Raw genomic sequence first — 17,528 nt, forward strand, 5'->3', positions numbered from 1 at the left:
ATTCCCTCTGGTTGTTCAGAAATTATTTTCATTAATAATAACTGAATTTACGAAATGCAAATCTAATAGCGGGAGTCGAAGGCTGCGTAACCTTTGTTTCTTCTATGGTAAAAAACATCACCGCTAAGACGGCGAAGAAACGCGAAGGTGTTAATTGTTAATGATAAATTGTTAATTATAAACCAACTTCAAAACTAAAGAAAACAGGATTAGCATTTTTACCCCCTTCGGGGGTTAGGGGGCTTTCTTTGTGGTAAAAAATATCAACCGCTAAGGGAGTACAGTGTACAATGTAGAATGATGAAGTGGTGTTTTTGAACTAAATTAAGTTTTGAAGAAAGAGAAAAGACCTTTAACTTCTATAACCTTCTCGCTTTTTCTAACCTCTAACTTCAAACTCCTTAACTTCAAACTGTGGATTAGAAAATGATTTAAAACCTTGTTATGATGCCCCAATGAATTTTGGTGTTTCGGAAGTTGAAAGGCGTATTCCATTGATTTCCATTGGAAATTTGGAAAGACATTAGCCCGATAGGAAGAAAAAAGTTGAAACCTAAACCTAAGCTGTAAAAGCGGGTATTGCTATTGAGGTTTTTGTTTTGCACCATAGCAGTCTGAGCAAAGAAATCGAAAAATGCTTGATTGTTGATGAGATAGCGGTACTCAGCACCTCCATAGGCGTAGAAATTTCCTAAGATGGAATTTTCATTGAATCCCCTCAGGGAGTTCCAACCTCCGATGCGGAATATCTCATTGTCTAGAAGATTGAGTTTACTGATTAGAGATGCAGATTCCACTTTGGTATTGATATAGTGACTGCCCTTTAGATGGAAGTTTCTTTCAGCAAAGATGAAATACCGAAACATATTATCTTGGATATTATTTTCTGGATAGTCGGTTTTTAGCCAATCGATTTCGGTGCGGATGAGCGTGCGATATCTGAAAAGTTCTATCTCGGTAGGCTGTTGATATTCATACCAAAGTCCAATACCTTTTCTGTTAAATTCGCGGGCATTGCTGTATTGTTTTGCTAAGACGGAAGCTATCTCCACATTGCCTTTTATCCCGATTTTTTGCTGTGAAGAAAGCTGGTAATACAGACTGGGCAATAGTTTTACATTGGCAAAAGTAGAATCTTGCCGATAGATATTCATCGCCATACGGAAACCTACATTGGACTTGAAAAGATAAGGGATATCGGTTTGTAGGTTAAAAGTCTGCCCGTTGTCAGGATTTCGTTGCCAAAATAATTGGACGCTTTCAAAGCCGTTGAAAATATTTTTAAGCTGAAGATTCAAACTTCCATTCAGGCTTATTTTTTCACTATTATTGTTTCCAAAGCCTAAAACACCATCAAAGGTATTAGATTTTCGTTTTTGGGTAAATAAGTAGATTAGGGTAGAATCTTTTGTAAAAAGTGTCTGAGGGAGCTTTTCTAAAGTGATGAAAGAATGATTTTTTAGCTGAGATTGTATGGCAATGAGGGACTTATCATCGTATATTTTTCCTTTGAAATCTTTTTCTAAATTCCGAATAAAACGAGAGGGCAGTCTTTCATATCCGCGAAAAACAAAACTATCTATTTTCCGCTGTGCATTGGCTTGTAAAGAAATTTCAACAATGGGCGTAGCTTGTTTCATTCCCAGATATTTGGAATTAACGCGGTTAAAAACAAATCCTTTCCGATGGTAATGAGCATTAATAGCTTGTTTTAGAGAATCCATATTTTTGGTATAAAACTCTGATTTCACCTTCAAATCCTTAGCGATGGTTTCTGAAAGCTTTAGCCAACCTTGATTGTAATTGTGCCCCTTATCAAAATAAATCTCCGTGCTCTGCTCGGTTTGTTCTACTTTGATCAGCTTCGTGAAGAAATAATGATGCAGGGCGAGGGAATCCAAAAATTTGACTGCTGAAGCGGAATCTTTTCTTACAAATCGGTCCTGATTTTGGCTGTCAATAAGGACATATTCCCTCTTCTGTGCCGTAAACCACACAGAAACAAAAAAAAATAAGGATACAATTCTAAAAGCCAATGGTTTGATTTTACCTTTTTGTTAATTCTTTTCCTATTTGCCCAATCCGCTGTATTTCTTCATCAGTGCTTCATAAAAATTTTGCGGGAGCAACCATTTGAGCGGAACGCCAATTTTTTGTCCAAATTTTCCAAAGTAATAATGGGCTTTCCAACGCTTTTTCTGGATTAATCGGTCAATGTATTTGGCGACTTCCAATGGCTCTGTACCCTCGTTCACGTGGGCATTCATCAGGGAATAAACTTTTGAAAAAATGGTTTTATAGGGTTCCGAAACTTCGCTTTTCACGCGGTGGTCGGCAATATTGGTTTTGATATCGCCCAAATGAAGCGTACAGACTTCCACATTCCAAGTGGCAACTTCGTAACGCATTGCTTCTGTTACCTTATCCAAAGCCGATTTGGAGGCAGAATAAAAACCTCGGAAAGGCAAGCCCATTTCGGAACCGATGCTGGAAATATTGATGATTTGTCCATTCTTTTGCTCGCGCATTTTAGGCATTACTGCGGACATCATCTGTACAGCACTGATTAGGTTGAGATTAAACAATCGGGTAATATCTTCCTTAGTAGCATCTTCCACCGCTCCTACCATTCCCATTCCCGCATTGTTGATTAAGAGGTCGATGCGGTTTTCTTTTTCTAAAATTTGTTGGATGGCATTATCAATGGCGTTTTTATCTGTAACATCGGTAGAGATGGTGGTAAAATACGGGTTTTCTACGGTCTTTCTGCTTAGCCCATAGACGCGGTGTCCTTGTTTCCCGAAATATTCGGCTAAACTCAATCCGATTCCTGTAGAAGTTCCTGTAATGATGATGGTTAGTGGCATAGAACAGAGGGTTTTGATGTATTAAAAGCCAAAGGGCTGATTTTCTGATATCAAAAATAGAAAACTATTTCACGATGGCAAAAAAATCTTTCCAAAAATCAGGATACGATTTTTCTACCACTTCAGGATTTTGAATTTCCAATGCTTGGATTAATGCATAAGGGGCAAAGCTCATTGCCATCCTATGATCGTTATAAGTAGCGATGCTTATCGGATTTTCAACCTCTGAAAAGGCTAAAGATTCAATGCTATCTTTGGTAATATGAGTTTTGACACCTATTTTTAATAGTTCGTTTTGCAGGGCTACCAATCGGTCGGTTTCTTTTACTTTCAGCGTTGCTAAGCCAGAGATTTTAAAATGAATTTTCATTGCAGCTGCCGTTACGCAAAGCGTCTGGGCAATGTCTGGGCAATCATTCATATCTAAAACGATGCGTTCTGGAAAGGTGAAATGCTCTAATGGTGAAAGGGTTATGGTGCTTTCATTAGAAAAGTTTGTAGTGATACCAAAGTAGCTCTCATAGAGGTTTACCAAAGCAGAATCGCCTTGTAGGGAATTTCTCTTGAAATGGTTGAGCTGGATGTTTTCTCTTCCAATGGCTGCCAGAGAATAGAAATACGATGCCGAAGACCAATCGCTTTCCACTGTGAAATTTTGGATGGGTAAAGCTTCCTGAGTAGGCAAAATACGGATGGTATTGTCTTCAAATGTGATGTTTTCGCCAATGATAGAGGCTATGAGCTTTACGGTCATTTCCAAGTATGGGCGGGAGGTGATGGCACCCACAAGGTGAAGTTCCAAGCCGTGCTCCATAGTGGTTCCTATGAGCATTAGCGAAGTGATAAACTGGCTAGAAATATGGGCGGGAATGCTCACTTTGTGTTTTGTGAGTTTTTTACCGTGTATTTGAAGCGGTGGGAAGCCTTCGTTTTCCAAATACACTATGTCAGCACCTAAATCTCTAAGGGCAGTTACCAGATGATGGATAGGGCGTTCTTTCATCCTTTGCGCCCCCGTGAGCGTGATGGTACAGCCTTCTTGTACCGCAAAATAAGAGGTGAGGAAACGCATTGCCGTGCCTGCGTGGTGAATGTCTATCACCGTATTATCTGTGGCTAATGCTTCTTGCAAAAGTGCGGTATCTTGGGCATTAGAAAGATTGTCTATGGTGAAACTTTCCCAAAGTTTTTGCAGTATCAGAAGGCGATTGGATTCGCTTTTAGAGCCAGAAATTTGAATTGTCTTATTGGCTAAGAGTTGAGATTTTGGAAGTTTTAGCATTATTTTAGTTTCTCATTATTTTGGTGGCGTTCTTTATCTCGCTTGGTTTTGAGTTTCATTTTATTATCAAACGCTTTTTGCAAATCTACGCCCGTTTGGTTGGCAAGGCAAAGGGTAACGAAGAGTACATCTGCCAATTCTTCGCCTAAATCTTTGGTTTTATCAGTTTCTTTTTCGGATTGCTCTCCATATCTTCGGGCAATGATGCGGGCTACTTCGCCCACTTCTTCGGTGAGGATAGCCATATTGGTCAGTTCATTAAAATAGCGAACACCAACGGTCTTAATCCATTCATCTACTTGGTCTTGAAGCTGGGTTATGGGCATAAAAATTAAAAAGATTAAAAGATTAAAAGATTAAAAGATTAAAAGATTAAAAGATTAAAAGATTAAAAGATTAAAAGATTAAAAGATTAATTAATCATTAATATAATTCTTCAAAAGGGATTTTAGCAGTGCTATTTGTTCGTCTTTTGCTTGGATAAGTTTTTCGTAGATTTCTTTACTTTCTTGATGGAATTGGTCTATATTTCCAAAAGCATTTATATTGTTGTTTTGATTAAAAATCGTTTGTTTATTCAGTTCTAGGATATCGGCTACATCCATTTCCAGCACTTTAGCGATGGTGAAAAGCCTTTCCACATTGATTTTAGTAGAGTTGTTTTCCAGCTTGGCATAGGAAGCTTGCGTGATGTCTAATTCGTGTGCCATATATTCTTGGCTATAGCCTTTCAGTTCTCTAAACTTTCTAATGTTTTTACTGATAATATCATTCATAATAAGAATATATTTATTAGCAAAGGTAATAATTTATTCTTAAAGGTAATTATTTTAGGATGGTTTTCTATTTAAATTTGTAGGAAAAAAGCTATGACAAGATTTGTGAAAAATTTTACATTAGGTATCGGGCTGATGACTGCCCTAGCATTTGTTTCGTGTGATAGAGGGGGTGGTTCTGTTGAGGATGACAAAAAGTTCCTGACAGATAACTATTTTAGTGGTAAAAAATATAAGATATTAGCAAGAACAATTTTCTATGACAAAGGGTATGTCTTAGAAAATTATGCTATTAATGGATGTACATCTAATAATTCAATTGAATTTAAAAAAGATGGCACAGGGCAAGAAGAGGAATATAAAGAATTGGATAAAAATTGCTATTCTGATATTTATAAATTCCTATGGAAATTGGATGAGAATAATCAATTGGTACTATCTTATAATGAACTATTGTATTATTCAATTTCAAGGACAGAAAATGATTACTTAGACCTTGAAGGTTATGAAGATTATGATGGAGATGGAAAAACGGAACTTGTTAAAATAGAACTTAAAAGACAATAGTCGGAAAAAAATCGCTTCAATTGTGAAGCGATTTTTTGTTATAAATCTATCAAAAAATTGATGATTAAAACAGATTTGGGGTTTGGTGCACTTTTTGCAAAATTCCTATATTTGTAAAAAATGGAGGCTATGGCAATTACGGATATCAATCAATTAGACCTTAATAAAACTTATTCTTACGCAGATTATTTGCTGTGGCAGGTAAAGGAAAAAATAGAACTTTTCAAAGGGAAAATTCTAGCAATGAGTCCTGCTCCTGCTCGTTATCATCAAAAGATAGTAGGCAATATACACGGGATTCTTTTTCCTATTTTTAAAGGAAAAAAATGCGAGTTGTACACTGCTCCATTTGATGTAAGAATCCCTAAGCAGGACAAGGAAGATGATAAGATATTCACGGTGGTTCAGCCAGATTTAAGCGTGATTTGCGACCCTGAGAAATTAGATGAAAGAGGGTGCATTGGTGCTCCGGATTTGGTTATAGAAATCCTTTCGCCAGGAAATTCTAAAAAGGAAATGGATGTTAAGTTTACACTTTACGAAGAAGCGGGAGTTTTAGAGTATTGGATTGTACATCCTACTGAGAAAGTTGTTTGGATTTATGTTTTGGAAAATGGCAGATATGTTACCCACAAGCCTTTTGTAGAAGGAGAGTTTTTGATTTCTAAAAAATTCCCAGACTTGAAAATCAACACCGCTGAAATTTTTGAATAAGAGAGAAAAAAGACATTTAGAATGAATAAAATAAAAAAAGACGCCCGAAAGCGTCTTTTAGTCATTTAATAAGCCCCGATGCCTTTACCCTTGATAGGGGAGTTGTCTTTCAGTCTAAGATTCATTTTGGTGATATAATAGTTGATGAACAGCGGGTCTTCGTTTTTGATGGTGTTGGAAATGTTGGCATTGCCATCAAACTCAAAGCCTGCCGTATTATCCATATTGAATAAGAGGTTGGTAAAAGTGTACTGAAAGCTTTGTCCTGTGGTAGGAGCGAGCTGTATGGCATTGCTTCTACCCGTATAGAGGATGGAGTTTTGAATATTCAGCGTTAGGGCACCATATTCTTTATCGCCATTAGGGTTGGTCCATTCGTTGGATGCCGAGAGGGCTAAGGCAGGTAAAGCACCATTCATCTGCCAGTAGTTGGCTAAGGTACATTTATTGAGCTGGATATTCCCTCCTTTAAAGATGCCTAGGTCTGCTTCGCCACAGTTGTTCATCACCAAATTTTGAGCCTCTATAGCGGAGGCAACGGCTTTGATGCCAAAATTTTGGAAGGTGTGGATAAGGGTATTTTTTACCGTAGCCGTGGCATTGTGCAGCTCCAGACCATTGGTTCCACCGAAGATTTTAGCGTGTTGGATATTGGCAACGGCACCATCTTCTATGCGAATACTATTCCAGTTGGCAGGGATGGTATCATAGCGAGGGTCGTTTCTTTCGCCTCTTAGGATGACCTCTTCTCCCAGACTTCCAGAGATATTCAGGGTGCTGTTTTTGGAAACTTTCAGTCCAGAATTTTTTGCGAAATAGACTTTAGTTCCTTTTTCTATCGTTAATGATTTTCCTTCCGCCACAGTTAGATCGCCATAGATGATTTTCGCTTTCCGATTGTCCCAAGTGGTATTTTGAGTAAGGATATTAGGGTGGTCTGAAGTCTGAACGAAAAATTCTGCATCTTGCACTACTGAAAGTAGGGTGATGTGTTGCTGGGTGCTAAACAAGATTCTGTCTTCTGCAATGGCTTCGGTAGCGGTGGCAATGGGAGCAATTTCTACAAAAATGTAGAGACTGTCTTTTTTCCTTAGAGGGATGTTGCTAAACTCCGTACCAGATTTTCCATCGATATTGATGCGATAGGGAGATGTTGTGCCGCCTTCTAAGGAAATTCGGGGAATTTTGATGTCTTTGTCCTCGCGGTTATAGACCTTCACGGCATAAGTCTCAGACCGCACCTGATTGTAAACGGTGTCTAGCACCAGCGTGTCTTTGGAAAATGCCAATTGCTGGGTAGGGGTATCAAAAGAAATATCGTCTCTATGGCACGCCACCAAAGCAAGGGTTACAATGCCGAATATAAAAAGGAGGGTGGGCTTTATCTTCATCGGTTTATTTTTATGTTTCAAAGATAAGATTTTTAAAGAAAACTCAGATGTTATTTTTAAGGAAAGGAAGTGGAAGTGAGTGGTGTAAAAAAATACAAACAAAATTTGTAAGTTTAAAAAATATTCTTATTTTTGCAACCTAAATTTTACCTGATGAAATGTCCATTACCATTTCGTCAAAACACTCAAAATTAAAATTTTAGAAATTTAAAAAGTTATGAAAAAAGGAATCCACCCTGAGAATTATAGACTTGTTGTTTTCAAAGATATGAGTAACGACGAGATGTTTCTTTGCAAGTCTACAGCAGAAACTAAAGACACTATCGAGTATGAAGGTGAAACTTACCCATTGATTAAAATGGAAATCTCTTCTACTTCTCACCCATTCTACACTGGTAAAGTGAAGTTGGTAGATACTGCTGGTAGAGTAGATAAATTTATGAACAAATACAAAAAATTCGCTAAGTAATTATCGGATTTTGTAAACATATAAAGCTTTTCCATCCTTGGAAAGGCTTTTTTGTTGTAATTTTACCACAATAAAAAAACAAAAGATGCAACTTGTATTTTCAGACGCACAATATTGGGAAGATTTTCTTCCGCTTACTTTCACTAGACCTATTGCGGATATGCGATGTGGGATGCTCACCTTTGCAGAGCGTTGGCAAAAACTCCTTAGTATAGATACCGTATCTTATATTACCGAGGATTACCTTCAAGGTAAATTTCCTAAACCCAAGGGGGAATTGAGTCTGTTCATTGTACCTAATTTCCTTCCAACAGAAAAGGTGTTAAAGCAAATCCAAAACTTGAAACAAGGCGAAGCCTTGGTATATCAAGATGAATTGATTGCAGCTTGTGTGGATATGGCGAATTTCAGTCTTAGCCAAATAGAGACAATGACGGATTTGGAAGAGGAGGTTATCATCTTTAAGCAACCTACCGATTTGTTTTCTCACAATGATAAAGCCATTGATTTTGATTTTGAACTTTTAACTCAAGGTAAAACTTCACAGCCACTTTCTGAAACCAATGGATTCTTGGGCAATCGGGAGGATTTGTTTATAGAAGAGGGGGCACAGGTGGAATTCTCTACACTTAATACCAAAACGGGGAAAATCTACATCGGGAAGAATGCCGAGGTGATGGAAGGTTGTCACCTTAGAGGGCCTATTGCATTGTGCGAGGGGGCTAAGTTTAATCTCGGGGCTAAAATTTATGGAGCGACTACCATTGGGCCACATTCTAAGGTAGGCGGAGAGGTGAATAACATTGTGATTTTTGGCTATTCTAATAAGGGGCACGATGGTTTCGTGGGGAATTCTGTAATAGGAGAGTGGTGCAACTTTGGGGCAGATACCAATTCCTCCAATATGAAAAACAACTATGCAGAGGTGAAACTATGGAACTACAAGCAGAAGAAATTTGCCAAAACAGGACTCCAGTTTGCAGGGCTCATTATGGGGGACCATTCTAAAACCGCTATCAATACACAGCTGAATACTGGTACGGTAGTGGGAGTGGCTGCTAATATTTTCAAATCTGGATTCCCGCCCAACTTGGTAGAAAGTTTTTCTTGGGGAGGAATGAAAGGAGATGAAAAGTTTCAGCTAGAAAAGGCTTATGAAGTGGCAGAACGGGCAATGGCAAGGCGAAGCGTAGTCCTCACCGAAGAGGATAAAGCGATTTTGAAATATGTATTTGAAAACTTCTAAATAACGGATTGCCTCAGAGATGAGGCAATTTTTATTCTTCCACTTCGTAATCCAAAGGGAGAAGCACTTGTAATTTATCTTTCGCCCAATCATCGTGGAAAAGCATTTGGTCGGGGTCTGTGTAATTACCTTCTCTGCTTAGTATGAATGCCTTACCATTGGTTTCTATCATTGTGCTGATGTGGATAGGGATTTCAGATTTTATCACTTTATTATTTGCCCATCGGTAGGTGTATTTTGGATAGACCACACCTAATAAATCTTCAAAGCGGAAAATGGTTTCATTGTCATTTTTTGTAATCAATTTTTCTATGGGAACTTTATGCTCGGTAAGTGCTAGGGTATAGGGCGATTCTTTTCTCATTCGAGATTGGATATCCGAGATTTCATTTGGAATTTGCAATACAATCTGCGATGGATTACTCTTGATAAAGGATGCCCTGAAATTTTCTACCATTTGTTGTTCTTCCAAAGAAGGGTAGTTTTTATTGGGAATTTTTACAATGCGATTGCAAATGAACCCTTCTTTATCCAATTGCTGATGGTATGCCGAGCGAAAAAAATGCATAGCACTACCATAGTATGCATTCAGTCTATTGATATGCCAAGCTCTTTGATTTTTGGCACCGCCTTTCATTGGTTTGAAGAATGAAGTCCCAGTATAGGTGGTCATTTTCTGTTGGTTGTCTATGGCAAAGGAAATCAGATTGTATTCAATGGTGTAGCCTAGCCATCGGTTTTCTATAAGGAGTGGTTTTTTAGCTTTTGCACGGATGATATTTTGCTCTTTATCAAAGGCAAAAATGAGAGTTTTAGGATTTTTTATGGTAACCCCATCGCGATTGCTTCCTAAAAATTCATCTAAAAAGCGATGGATAAACCTATCGTACAATCGGTCAGAATACTGCAGGAGTTTCACCTCTTCTATTAAGGTTTCTTTGGATAAAATAACTTTTAACTTCTGATTTTTATTGGCATTAAAAGGATGGATTATGGTTTCATAACCCTCTTTTTTAAAGACTAAATTACCCAACTTCAAATTGGAAATCATCATTTCAAAATTTCCCGAAGTATCACTTTGAGTAGCCTTTGCAGAGCCATCAATATAAACCGAAACGCCCTCTATGGGTTTTCCGTTTTCACTAACAATGTTTCCAAAAATACTCTGAGCATTCAGTGTAAGACTGAAAAACGAAACCATAATCAATAAAAATCTCATCGGTAGAATTATTAACTTTTTCAGAGCTTAAATTTAATGATTTTTTTTTGCATCCTAATTTATTTGTAATTATTTGATTTTCAATTTATTGTATTTTAAACTCAATGAATTTAAAAATTTTTTCAAAAAAAATCTTATTTTCGATGTAATGAAATGCTCCGCTGAGTTGTCTTATATGTAAAACAAGAGAATAATGACCCACGAAACCTTTAAACATACCATATTTGTCTTGAAAGATGAAATGTATCGTTTTGCAAAGCGTTTCGTACTCAGCAATGATGAGGCAGAAGATATTGTGCAAGAACTGATGATGAAATTTTGGCAAACCAAGGAAAAACTTGCCCAAATGGAGCATCCCAAAACCTACATTCTGCGGTGTGTGAAGAATGAATGCCTTAATAGGCTGAAACACGAGGAAGTAAAATGGAACTATGCCAGTTTTGAAATGCATCAAGACGCTACCTATCGCCCAGAAATGAATAACCTGAAAGACGAAATCATAAAACTCATCAATGCACTACCAGAAAAACAAAAAATGGTCATTCATCTAAAAGATGTAGAAGAGTACGAAGTGAGCGAAATCGCAGAGATTTTGGAAATGGAAGACAATGCGGTAAGAGTTAATCTGATGAGAGCCAGACAGAAAATTAAAGAACAAATCACCCAACTGATGCATTATGAAAAATCAATCACCACAAGATAAATACACCGAAATTCTCCAAGACATAAAAGAGGAGAAAATGAATTGGGACTTTGAAGACTTCTTGAAAGAAGTGGAAGCCAAGGAGGAAAAAATTATCCCAATACAGAGGAAAGAACCCCTAAAGTTGCGGTATAAAATCATAGGTTTGGCGGCGAGCATTGCCGTAATTTTGGGGGTATTTTTCCTATTTCAAAAAAATGAAAGCAATGCTGTTGCTCCAGAGCAAATGATAGCAACGAAAGAGGAAGTTTGGAAAAAAGACTCGGAAGCGTGGCAGCAAGAAACTTTGCAAGATTCTGCCACCGTTCTCCCAATGGACTCTGCAATACAGCACCCTACAGCGGAAAAAGAAGCAGAACAAGTGATGAATAAAATCCTGCCAAAGCGAGAGCGAATCAAGAAAAATATCAGACAGAGATATGCTGCTACTCAGCCAAATAAAGAAGCAAAATCTACGGAATATCAGGAAGATTTTGTAATCATTAATGGACAAAAAATAAAAAATGAAGAAGAAGCAATGGAAGTTACCCGCTACTCTTTGCAGGTGCTATCTGATAAGGTTTCTGAAACCATTGCCTCCGTATCTACTAATAATAATGACGACTATTAACCCTTTAAAATCACACGAAATGAAAAGAATAATTTTAGCTTTAACCTTGATGTTCTGCGGTGTTCAGATGCTACTGGCACAGAAAACAAATGTTGACCAATTGTTTGAGAAATATAAAGACAATGAGGAAGTTACTACCATTGTTATCGCAAAACCGATGTTCAAGATGTTGAATAAACTCAATATTGCTGATGCGGATTTCCAAGAGCTTAAACCGATATTGGAGCAAATCAATGGAATGAAAATTATGATTGTTGATAATAGCCAAGAAAAAGGTACCTCTTCCTCTAAAACCAAAACTTTGGATGTGGATAAATTGCAGTCGGAAATCAATGAAACTTTGAAAAACCTAAGTTATGAGGAACTGATGACCGTGAACAATAAGGATAGTAAAGTGAAAATCTTATCTACCGATGCTCTGGATGGCGTACTGAAAGATGTTTTGCTGAATATCAATACCGAAGGTAGCAGTGTGCTGATGTTTCTGGATGGTAAAATTTCTATGGATGCCATTAATCAATTGACTGATGACTTACAGGCTTCTTCCAAAGAATCTTCTCAGCCGAAGTCTGCCGCACAGAAGGTAGAAAACCGAAAAGTGGGAGCCTTCCAAGGGATAGAAGTGAGTAATGGCATTATGGTGAATTTCACATCGGGCAGCACTGCAGAAGTGAAAGTTACGGCAAAAGAATCTCATCTGAAATATATCAAAACGGAGGTTCAAAACGGGATATTAAAAGTTTTTGTTCATAATGGCAGTGTTCAAAACTTGATTCTTGGAAAAATAGTGGTGGATATTACGGCACCACAACTGAATAGCGTAGCGGTATCTTCGGGAGGAAATTTCAAAGCTCAAAATCGAATTGCAGCAGAGAAGTTTAGTGCTAAAGCATCTTCGGGAGGACGCATTATGGCGGAAGTAGAAACCCGCAAAGAGCTTAATCTTGATGCTAGTTCTGGAGGGGAAATTGCTCTGAATCTGAAAGCTAATATGCTGAAAACTAATGCTACAAGTGGTGCAAGCCTTACATTGAAAGGGGATGTTCATACAGCGGATTATCAGATTTCAAGTGCAGGAAAAATCAATGCCCGAGAGCTGAAAACCGATAAGGCTAAGGTGGAGGCGTCTTCTGCAGCCAGTATTACCCTACACGCTATCCAATCTTTGGATGCTAATGTATCCACCACAGCATCCGTAAAATATATTGCTAATGAAACATTAAAAACCAATATCAAGAGTCATTTGGGAACGGTGGAGAGCATTAGTAAATAGCAAATATTGAAGAAAAAAACTATTTAGTGATATGAAAAAGCTCATTTTATCTACATTGGTCATAACCTCCGTTTTTGCCTATTCTCAGGAGAAAAAAGATTCTCTTTCCACGAAAGACATTCAGGAGGTTTTAATCAAATCTCAGCGTAAAAAGCAATTTGCCGACCACGCCAATTATACTTTTGATAAAGAAGCTCTGGAAAAGGCAAGGCATTCTAAGGATTTGCTGACAACACTTCCGGAACTCCAACTCGATCCGATAAGCAACACGGTAACAAGCATTAAAGGCGGGAAAATTTTGTTTCTCATTAACGGCATTGAAGCTAGCGATAATCAAATTAAAAGCATCGCACCCACCAATGTGGTAAGGGTTGAATATTTTGACATTCCGCCTGCAAGATATTCGCAAAGAGCCGATACGGTGGTGAATATCGTTACCAAAAATCCTGAGGTCGGTTATTCCTACGGTGCAGATATTATTTCGGCATTGGCAACGGGTTTCGTGAACGGCTCTGCGTATGCAGGCTACACGAAAGGGAAAAATGATTTCGGTTTGGAATACTCCATTAATTTGAGGGATTATGACAATAGAATTGTCGATAAAATCTACGACTACAACCTGAACGGAAGCCATTACAATTCCACCGAACAGCAGAAAGACCACTTCGGCTACACTAACCAAAATATCGCTTTGAGATACGCGAATGTCGATCCTGGTAACTACACTTTTCAAGCGAAGGGGAGTGTTTTTATTAACTCAAGCTTCAACAAAGGATTAGGGCAAAGCGTTTTTACTAAAGATAATTTATCGGAAAACCATAGCACCATTCACAATAGCAATTCTGCTTATACCGCACCAACTTTAGACCTTTACTATTCTAAAAATATTGGGAAGAAAGACGAATTGAGTATTAATTTAATTGGTTCGCATTACACTACCAATTCCTCGCAGTTTGACCACGAGTGGCGTATTGCTGACAATGTAGATATCTTTAATAATGATATGAATCTGAAGGCAAAACAAACGGGTATTGTTGGTGAGATTGCATATACGCATCAGTTTGAGAAAGGTAAACTGAGCTCTGGCTATCGTATTTCCAATACGGCGATATCCAATGATTTGGTAAACCTGCTTGGTGCATCTCATTACAATGTGAATTATTTAACACAATATCTTTATTCAGAATACTCTGGAAAATGGAACAAATTAAGTTATCGTTTAGGAATTGGGGTAACGAATATCCATAACAAAAGTGCTGAAACTACGCAGGACGATTGGGCACCAACGCCGAAATTGGTATTGAGTTATGATTTGAAAAAGAACCAAAGTTTTAGATTTACAAGTAGTTATACTTCAAATAGTCCGTGGGCATCTGCGTTAAGCAGTAATATTAGCCAAATTGTTCCTAACATTGTTCAGCGAGGAAATCCCTATTTGAAATCGCAACATTTATTCAGAAATAATTTAATTTATTCTTACGGTGGTCAGAAGTTGGATGTAAATGTGAACGCATTTTATAACAGAGTAGATAGATATTTTGCAGAGATTTTTGTGACCGATACAGAAACGAATGGCTACGCATTAACCTATCAAAATGCGGATTTTAATGAGGGTGGAATTCAAGTGAGTGGCTCTTATAAACCATTTGGGAATAATATTTTAAAAATTCAGGCTTTTGTCCAGCCGGTAAATATGCGTTTAAAAGTTAATGACGGCAGGGTGTTTAATAATAGTTTCGTGCGAAGCAGTTTCGCTTTTATTTCTGAGATAAAGTCTTTTACGATATTTTATCGATTTAATTTGCCAATTTACCAAATCAGTGGGGCTTTTTTAAGTCTAGATGAAAATAATAATGATTTATTTGTTCAGTATAAAAAAGGAGATTTCTCGGTTTACGCTGGTTTTTATTGGCTTGGAACGCCTTCGCATTATCACAATAAAACTTTGGAGGGAAGCATTGTTAGAAATGAGAGAATCTCGAATATTTATAACAACAAAAATATGTTTGTACTAGGTATGAGTTATGATTTTTCTTCGGGTAAAAAATTACAAATCCAGAAAAAACTTAATAATTCTACTGCACCGGCAGCAACTTTTTAAGATTTTAAGGTAAGAAGAATGAATCACTTTTATTAAAACGAAATTTTAAGAATCTGATATTTAACAAAAACTATTAAACAATATGAAACGATATATCTTTTTTACGCTATTCAGTTTATTGATGTTGCAATCTTGTATCTCTACCAATCCTAAGGCTGAATATCTGGAGGAGGAAGAAATGAATGGTGCACAAGTCATCAATATTAAGGTGCCGATGTGGATAGCAAAACCAGCGATGAAAAAATCTTTAAGGCAAGAAGGTGAAAGCCCAGAGATGATTGCTTTGGTCAATAAAATTTCTAGCATTAAAATTAAAACCATACAATCTGAAAATGCTGAAAAGATTAAAAAGATAGCGACTTCTACCAAGAAATATCAATTTGAAGATTGGATAACGGTGAAGAATGGTGGGTATCTGGTGAACTTTTCTGTAAAGCAAAAAGGGGATGATATTAAGCAACTTCTGATAGCGGTAAATGGAGACCGTGAGCTGGTATTCATTGATATGAAAGGGAATTTTACAGCGGAGGACATCTCTAAAGCGGTACAGTATTCCGAAAATAAAAACATTGAAAAATGGATTCGGTTTAATGAGAATTGAAGAATTCTAATGGGTTCTATTTGCTAACAAACAACACTTTTATAATATACATTCAACAAACATTTCCATTTAAAAACGGCATCGGATTATTTCGGTGTCGTTTTTGTTTTATAATGCGTACAGGGTTTTTGGTTAAAAAAAGCCGTCCCGAAAGTTGCTTTCGGGACGGCTTCGTATTGAAGTTTTTATAATTACAAAGAATAATTAGGAGCTTCTTGTGTGATGATAACATCGTGTGGATGAGACTCTTTTAGTCCGCTTCCTGTTATTTTTACCATCTTGGAGTCGTTTTGTAATGCAGTAATATCTTTGGCACCACAGTATCCCATTCCTGCACGGATACCTCCTGTAAGTTGGAAAATCACATCTTCCAATTTACCTTTATGAGGAACACGCCCTTCTATGCCTTCTGGAACAAATTTTTTGGCTTCGCTTTGGAAATAACGCTCCTTACCACCACGCTTCATCGCTGCCAAGCTTCCCATTCCTTGGTAAGATTTGAATTTTCTTCCTTGGAAGATGATTTCCTCCCCTGGGGCTTCATCGGTTCCTGCCAAAAGTGAGCCGAGCATCACTGCTCCAGCACCGCTGGCAATGGCTTTTACAATGTCCCCCGAAAGTTTGATGCCACCATCTGCAATCACGGTAACATTCTTAGACCTAGCGTATTCAAAAACATTATAGATGGCAGAAAGCTGTGGAACTCCTACGCCCGCTACCACACGCGTGGTACAGATAGAGCCTGGGCCTACCCCTACTTTAAGAACATTAGCACCCGCTTCTATAAGGTCTTTGGCAGCCTCTGCGGTTACGATGTTTCCACCTACGATGTCCAGATTTGGAAAATGCTGGCGGATTTCTTTTACCTTTTCTAGAACGCCTTTAGAATGTCCGTGGGCAGAATCTACCGCGATGATATCCACCCCTGCTTCTACTAAAGCCGTTACGCGTTCTATGGTATCTTCGCCAATGCCTACTCCAGCTCCTACAATGAGTCTGCCGTTTTTATCTTTGTTGGCATTAGGATATTCCAGTTGGTTGTCAATATCTTTAATGGTGATTAGTCCCACGAGTTTGAAGTCTTCATCTACGATAGGGAGTTTCTCCACTCGGTTTTCCAATAGGATTTTCTTAGCATCTTCCAAGGTGGTATTCTTATCGGAAGTGATGAGGTTGTCCTTTGTCATCAAGGCTTCCACCTTTACATCAAGGTTTTCTTGGTATTTTACATCTCTATTGGTAATGATGCCGATGAGTTTGTTTTCCTGATCCACCACAGGAAGACCAGAAATTTTATAGTTTTGCATCAGCTCTTTAGCTTCTTTAAGGGTATAATCTTTAGAAAGCGTCACAGGGTCAGCAATCATTCCGTTTTCAGAGCGTTTTACTTTATTCACCTGAGCGGCTTGCTCTGCGATAGGCATATTCTTGTGGATAAATCCTAAACCACCAACTCTTGCTAATGCGATTGCCATATCGGCTTCGGTAACGGTATCCATTGCTGCGGAAACAATAGGGACATTCAGCGTAATGTTGTTGGTAAGTCTTGATTTTAAAGAAACCTGATTCGGTAAAACTTCAGAATAAGCGGGAACAAGAAGGACATCATCAAAAGTGATGGCTTGTTCTATAATTTTGTCTTGTATAGGCATTGCACTTTCTTTGCAAAATTAAACTTTTTTTCTGAAATGTAAAAGAGGGAACGATGG

17 protein-coding genes are annotated in these 17,528 nt (G+C 37.8%); 9 read left to right on the forward strand and 8 right to left on the reverse strand.

All coding sequences use genetic code 11. The annotated features are described in order from the left end of the window. Nucleotides 1-431: 431 nt before the first annotated feature. The 5 genes from ACFFUE_RS08090 to ACFFUE_RS08110 all read right to left on the reverse strand — a co-directional run bounded on the left by ACFFUE_RS08090 (nt 432) and on the right by ACFFUE_RS08110 (nt 4,925). Nucleotides 432-2,036, reverse strand: coding sequence for a BamA/TamA family outer membrane protein (locus ACFFUE_RS08090; protein WP_376834306.1), 1,605 nt, complete (start codon nt 2,034-2,036; stop codon nt 432-434). A 33-nt stretch (nt 2,037-2,069) separates the two neighbouring features. Next, nucleotides 2,070-2,867: an SDR family oxidoreductase gene (locus ACFFUE_RS08095; protein ID WP_376834308.1), complete on the reverse strand. Its 798-nt coding sequence runs from the start codon at nt 2,865-2,867 to the stop codon at nt 2,070-2,072. Between the two features lie 64 nt (nt 2,868-2,931). Continuing rightward, on the reverse strand, nt 2,932-4,149 hold the full coding sequence (locus ACFFUE_RS08100; RefSeq protein ID WP_376834310.1) for a 3-phosphoshikimate 1-carboxyvinyltransferase: 1,218 nt from the start codon (nt 4,147-4,149) through the stop codon (nt 2,932-2,934). Further along, complete coding sequence (locus ACFFUE_RS08105; RefSeq protein ID WP_376834312.1) at nt 4,149-4,475, reverse strand: nucleotide pyrophosphohydrolase; 327 nt, start codon at nt 4,473-4,475, stop codon at nt 4,149-4,151. Before ACFFUE_RS08105 ends, ACFFUE_RS08100 begins: the two co-directional genes overlap by 1 nt. A 90-nt stretch (nt 4,476-4,565) precedes the next feature. Further along, nucleotides 4,566-4,925, reverse strand: coding sequence for a helix-turn-helix transcriptional regulator (locus tag ACFFUE_RS08110; protein ID WP_327983943.1), 360 nt, complete (start codon nt 4,923-4,925; stop codon nt 4,566-4,568). A 93-nt stretch (nt 4,926-5,018) separates the two neighbouring features. Between ACFFUE_RS08110 and ACFFUE_RS08115 the strand changes: the two genes are divergently transcribed. Both ACFFUE_RS08115 and ACFFUE_RS08120 read left to right on the forward strand, forming a co-directional pair. Continuing rightward, nucleotides 5,019-5,492, forward strand: coding sequence for a hypothetical protein (locus tag ACFFUE_RS08115; RefSeq protein WP_376834314.1), 474 nt, complete (start codon nt 5,019-5,021; stop codon nt 5,490-5,492). 129 nt (nt 5,493-5,621) lie between these two features. Further along, the gene (locus tag ACFFUE_RS08120) at nt 5,622-6,206 is read left to right on the forward strand and encodes a Uma2 family endonuclease (protein WP_327983945.1); all 585 of its coding nucleotides are present in this window, start codon (nt 5,622-5,624) and stop codon (nt 6,204-6,206) included. Nucleotides 6,207-6,271: 65 nt separating this feature from the next. Here the strand turns inward: ACFFUE_RS08120 and ACFFUE_RS08125 are convergent, their stop codons facing one another. Next, complete coding sequence (locus tag ACFFUE_RS08125) at nt 6,272-7,597, reverse strand: hypothetical protein (RefSeq protein WP_376834316.1); 1,326 nt, start codon at nt 7,595-7,597, stop codon at nt 6,272-6,274. A gap of 217 nt (nt 7,598-7,814) precedes the next feature. Between ACFFUE_RS08125 and ACFFUE_RS08130 the strand changes: the two genes are divergently transcribed. Together ACFFUE_RS08130 and ACFFUE_RS08135 are read left to right on the forward strand one after the other, a co-directional pair. After that, nucleotides 7,815-8,066, forward strand: coding sequence for a type B 50S ribosomal protein L31 (locus ACFFUE_RS08130; protein ID WP_327611620.1), 252 nt, complete (start codon nt 7,815-7,817; stop codon nt 8,064-8,066). Nucleotides 8,067-8,151: 85 nt separating this feature from the next. After that, entirely contained in the window at nt 8,152-9,312 is a 1,161-nt protein-coding gene (locus tag ACFFUE_RS08135) for a GlmU family protein (RefSeq protein ID WP_376834320.1), read from the forward strand. Between the two features lie 31 nt (nt 9,313-9,343). Here the strand turns inward: ACFFUE_RS08135 and ACFFUE_RS08140 are convergent, their stop codons facing one another. Continuing rightward, complete coding sequence (locus ACFFUE_RS08140; RefSeq protein ID WP_327983949.1) at nt 9,344-10,531, reverse strand: carboxypeptidase-like regulatory domain-containing protein; 1,188 nt, start codon at nt 10,529-10,531, stop codon at nt 9,344-9,346. Nucleotides 10,532-10,724: 193 nt separating this feature from the next. Here ACFFUE_RS08140 and ACFFUE_RS08145 point away from each other — a divergent pair, with 193 nt between their 5' ends. From ACFFUE_RS08145 to ACFFUE_RS08165, 5 genes are all read left to right on the forward strand, one after another. Beyond that, entirely contained in the window at nt 10,725-11,234 is a 510-nt protein-coding gene (locus ACFFUE_RS08145; protein ID WP_327983950.1) for a GFO_1088 family ECF-type sigma factor, read from the forward strand. After that, nucleotides 11,209-11,844, forward strand: a complete 636-nt coding sequence (locus ACFFUE_RS08150; protein ID WP_376834323.1) for a hypothetical protein — start codon at nt 11,209-11,211, stop codon at nt 11,842-11,844. Before ACFFUE_RS08145 ends, ACFFUE_RS08150 begins: the two co-directional genes overlap by 26 nt. A gap of 19 nt (nt 11,845-11,863) precedes the next feature. Beyond that, a complete protein-coding gene (locus ACFFUE_RS08155; protein ID WP_376834325.1) occupies nt 11,864-13,117 on the forward strand; it encodes a DUF4252 domain-containing protein in 1,254 nt (417 codons plus the stop codon). Between the two features lie 31 nt (nt 13,118-13,148). Continuing rightward, nucleotides 13,149-15,218: a TonB-dependent receptor plug domain-containing protein gene (locus ACFFUE_RS08160; protein ID WP_376834327.1), complete on the forward strand. Its 2,070-nt coding sequence runs from the start codon at nt 13,149-13,151 to the stop codon at nt 15,216-15,218. Between the two features lie 82 nt (nt 15,219-15,300). After that, nucleotides 15,301-15,819: a DUF4252 domain-containing protein gene (locus ACFFUE_RS08165; RefSeq protein ID WP_376834329.1), complete on the forward strand. Its 519-nt coding sequence runs from the start codon at nt 15,301-15,303 to the stop codon at nt 15,817-15,819. 191 nt (nt 15,820-16,010) lie between these two features. Here ACFFUE_RS08165 and guaB read toward each other — a convergent pair whose 3' ends face one another. Then, nucleotides 16,011-17,471 (reverse strand): IMP dehydrogenase, encoded by a 1,461-nt coding sequence (gene guaB, locus ACFFUE_RS08170; protein WP_376834331.1) that lies wholly within the window; start codon nt 17,469-17,471, stop codon nt 16,011-16,013. Between the last annotated feature and the right edge of the window lie 57 nt (nt 17,472-17,528).

Source organism: Bergeyella porcorum (assembly GCF_042427575.1).
Lineage (GTDB): Bacteria > Bacteroidota > Bacteroidia > Flavobacteriales > Weeksellaceae > Bergeyella > Bergeyella porcorum.

Coding starts and splice junctions, on each gene's coding strand:
- ACFFUE_RS08100 (WP_376834310.1), bottom strand. CDS start 4,149: ATGCTAAAACTTCCAAAATCTCAACTCTTAGCCAATAAGACAATTCAA.
- ACFFUE_RS08160 (WP_376834327.1), top strand. CDS start 13,149: ATGAAAAAGCTCATTTTATCTACATTGGTCATAACCTCCGTTTTTGCC.
- ACFFUE_RS08155 (WP_376834325.1), top strand. CDS start 11,864: ATGAAAAGAATAATTTTAGCTTTAACCTTGATGTTCTGCGGTGTTCAG.
- ACFFUE_RS08145 (WP_327983950.1), top strand. CDS start 10,725: ATGACCCACGAAACCTTTAAACATACCATATTTGTCTTGAAAGATGAA.
- ACFFUE_RS08120 (WP_327983945.1), top strand. CDS start 5,622: ATGGCAATTACGGATATCAATCAATTAGACCTTAATAAAACTTATTCT.
- ACFFUE_RS08150 (WP_376834323.1), top strand. CDS start 11,209: ATGAAAAATCAATCACCACAAGATAAATACACCGAAATTCTCCAAGAC.
- ACFFUE_RS08135 (WP_376834320.1), top strand. CDS start 8,152: ATGCAACTTGTATTTTCAGACGCACAATATTGGGAAGATTTTCTTCCG.
- ACFFUE_RS08140 (WP_327983949.1), bottom strand. CDS start 10,531: ATGAGATTTTTATTGATTATGGTTTCGTTTTTCAGTCTTACACTGAAT.
- ACFFUE_RS08115 (WP_376834314.1), top strand. CDS start 5,019: ATGACAAGATTTGTGAAAAATTTTACATTAGGTATCGGGCTGATGACT.
- ACFFUE_RS08165 (WP_376834329.1), top strand. CDS start 15,301: ATGAAACGATATATCTTTTTTACGCTATTCAGTTTATTGATGTTGCAA.
- ACFFUE_RS08110 (WP_327983943.1), bottom strand. CDS start 4,925: ATGAATGATATTATCAGTAAAAACATTAGAAAGTTTAGAGAACTGAAA.
- ACFFUE_RS08125 (WP_376834316.1), bottom strand. CDS start 7,597: ATGAAGATAAAGCCCACCCTCCTTTTTATATTCGGCATTGTAACCCTT.
- ACFFUE_RS08130 (WP_327611620.1), top strand. CDS start 7,815: ATGAAAAAAGGAATCCACCCTGAGAATTATAGACTTGTTGTTTTCAAA.
- ACFFUE_RS08095 (WP_376834308.1), bottom strand. CDS start 2,867: ATGCCACTAACCATCATCATTACAGGAACTTCTACAGGAATCGGATTG.
- guaB (WP_376834331.1), bottom strand. CDS start 17,471: ATGCCTATACAAGACAAAATTATAGAACAAGCCATCACTTTTGATGAT.
- ACFFUE_RS08105 (WP_376834312.1), bottom strand. CDS start 4,475: ATGCCCATAACCCAGCTTCAAGACCAAGTAGATGAATGGATTAAGACC.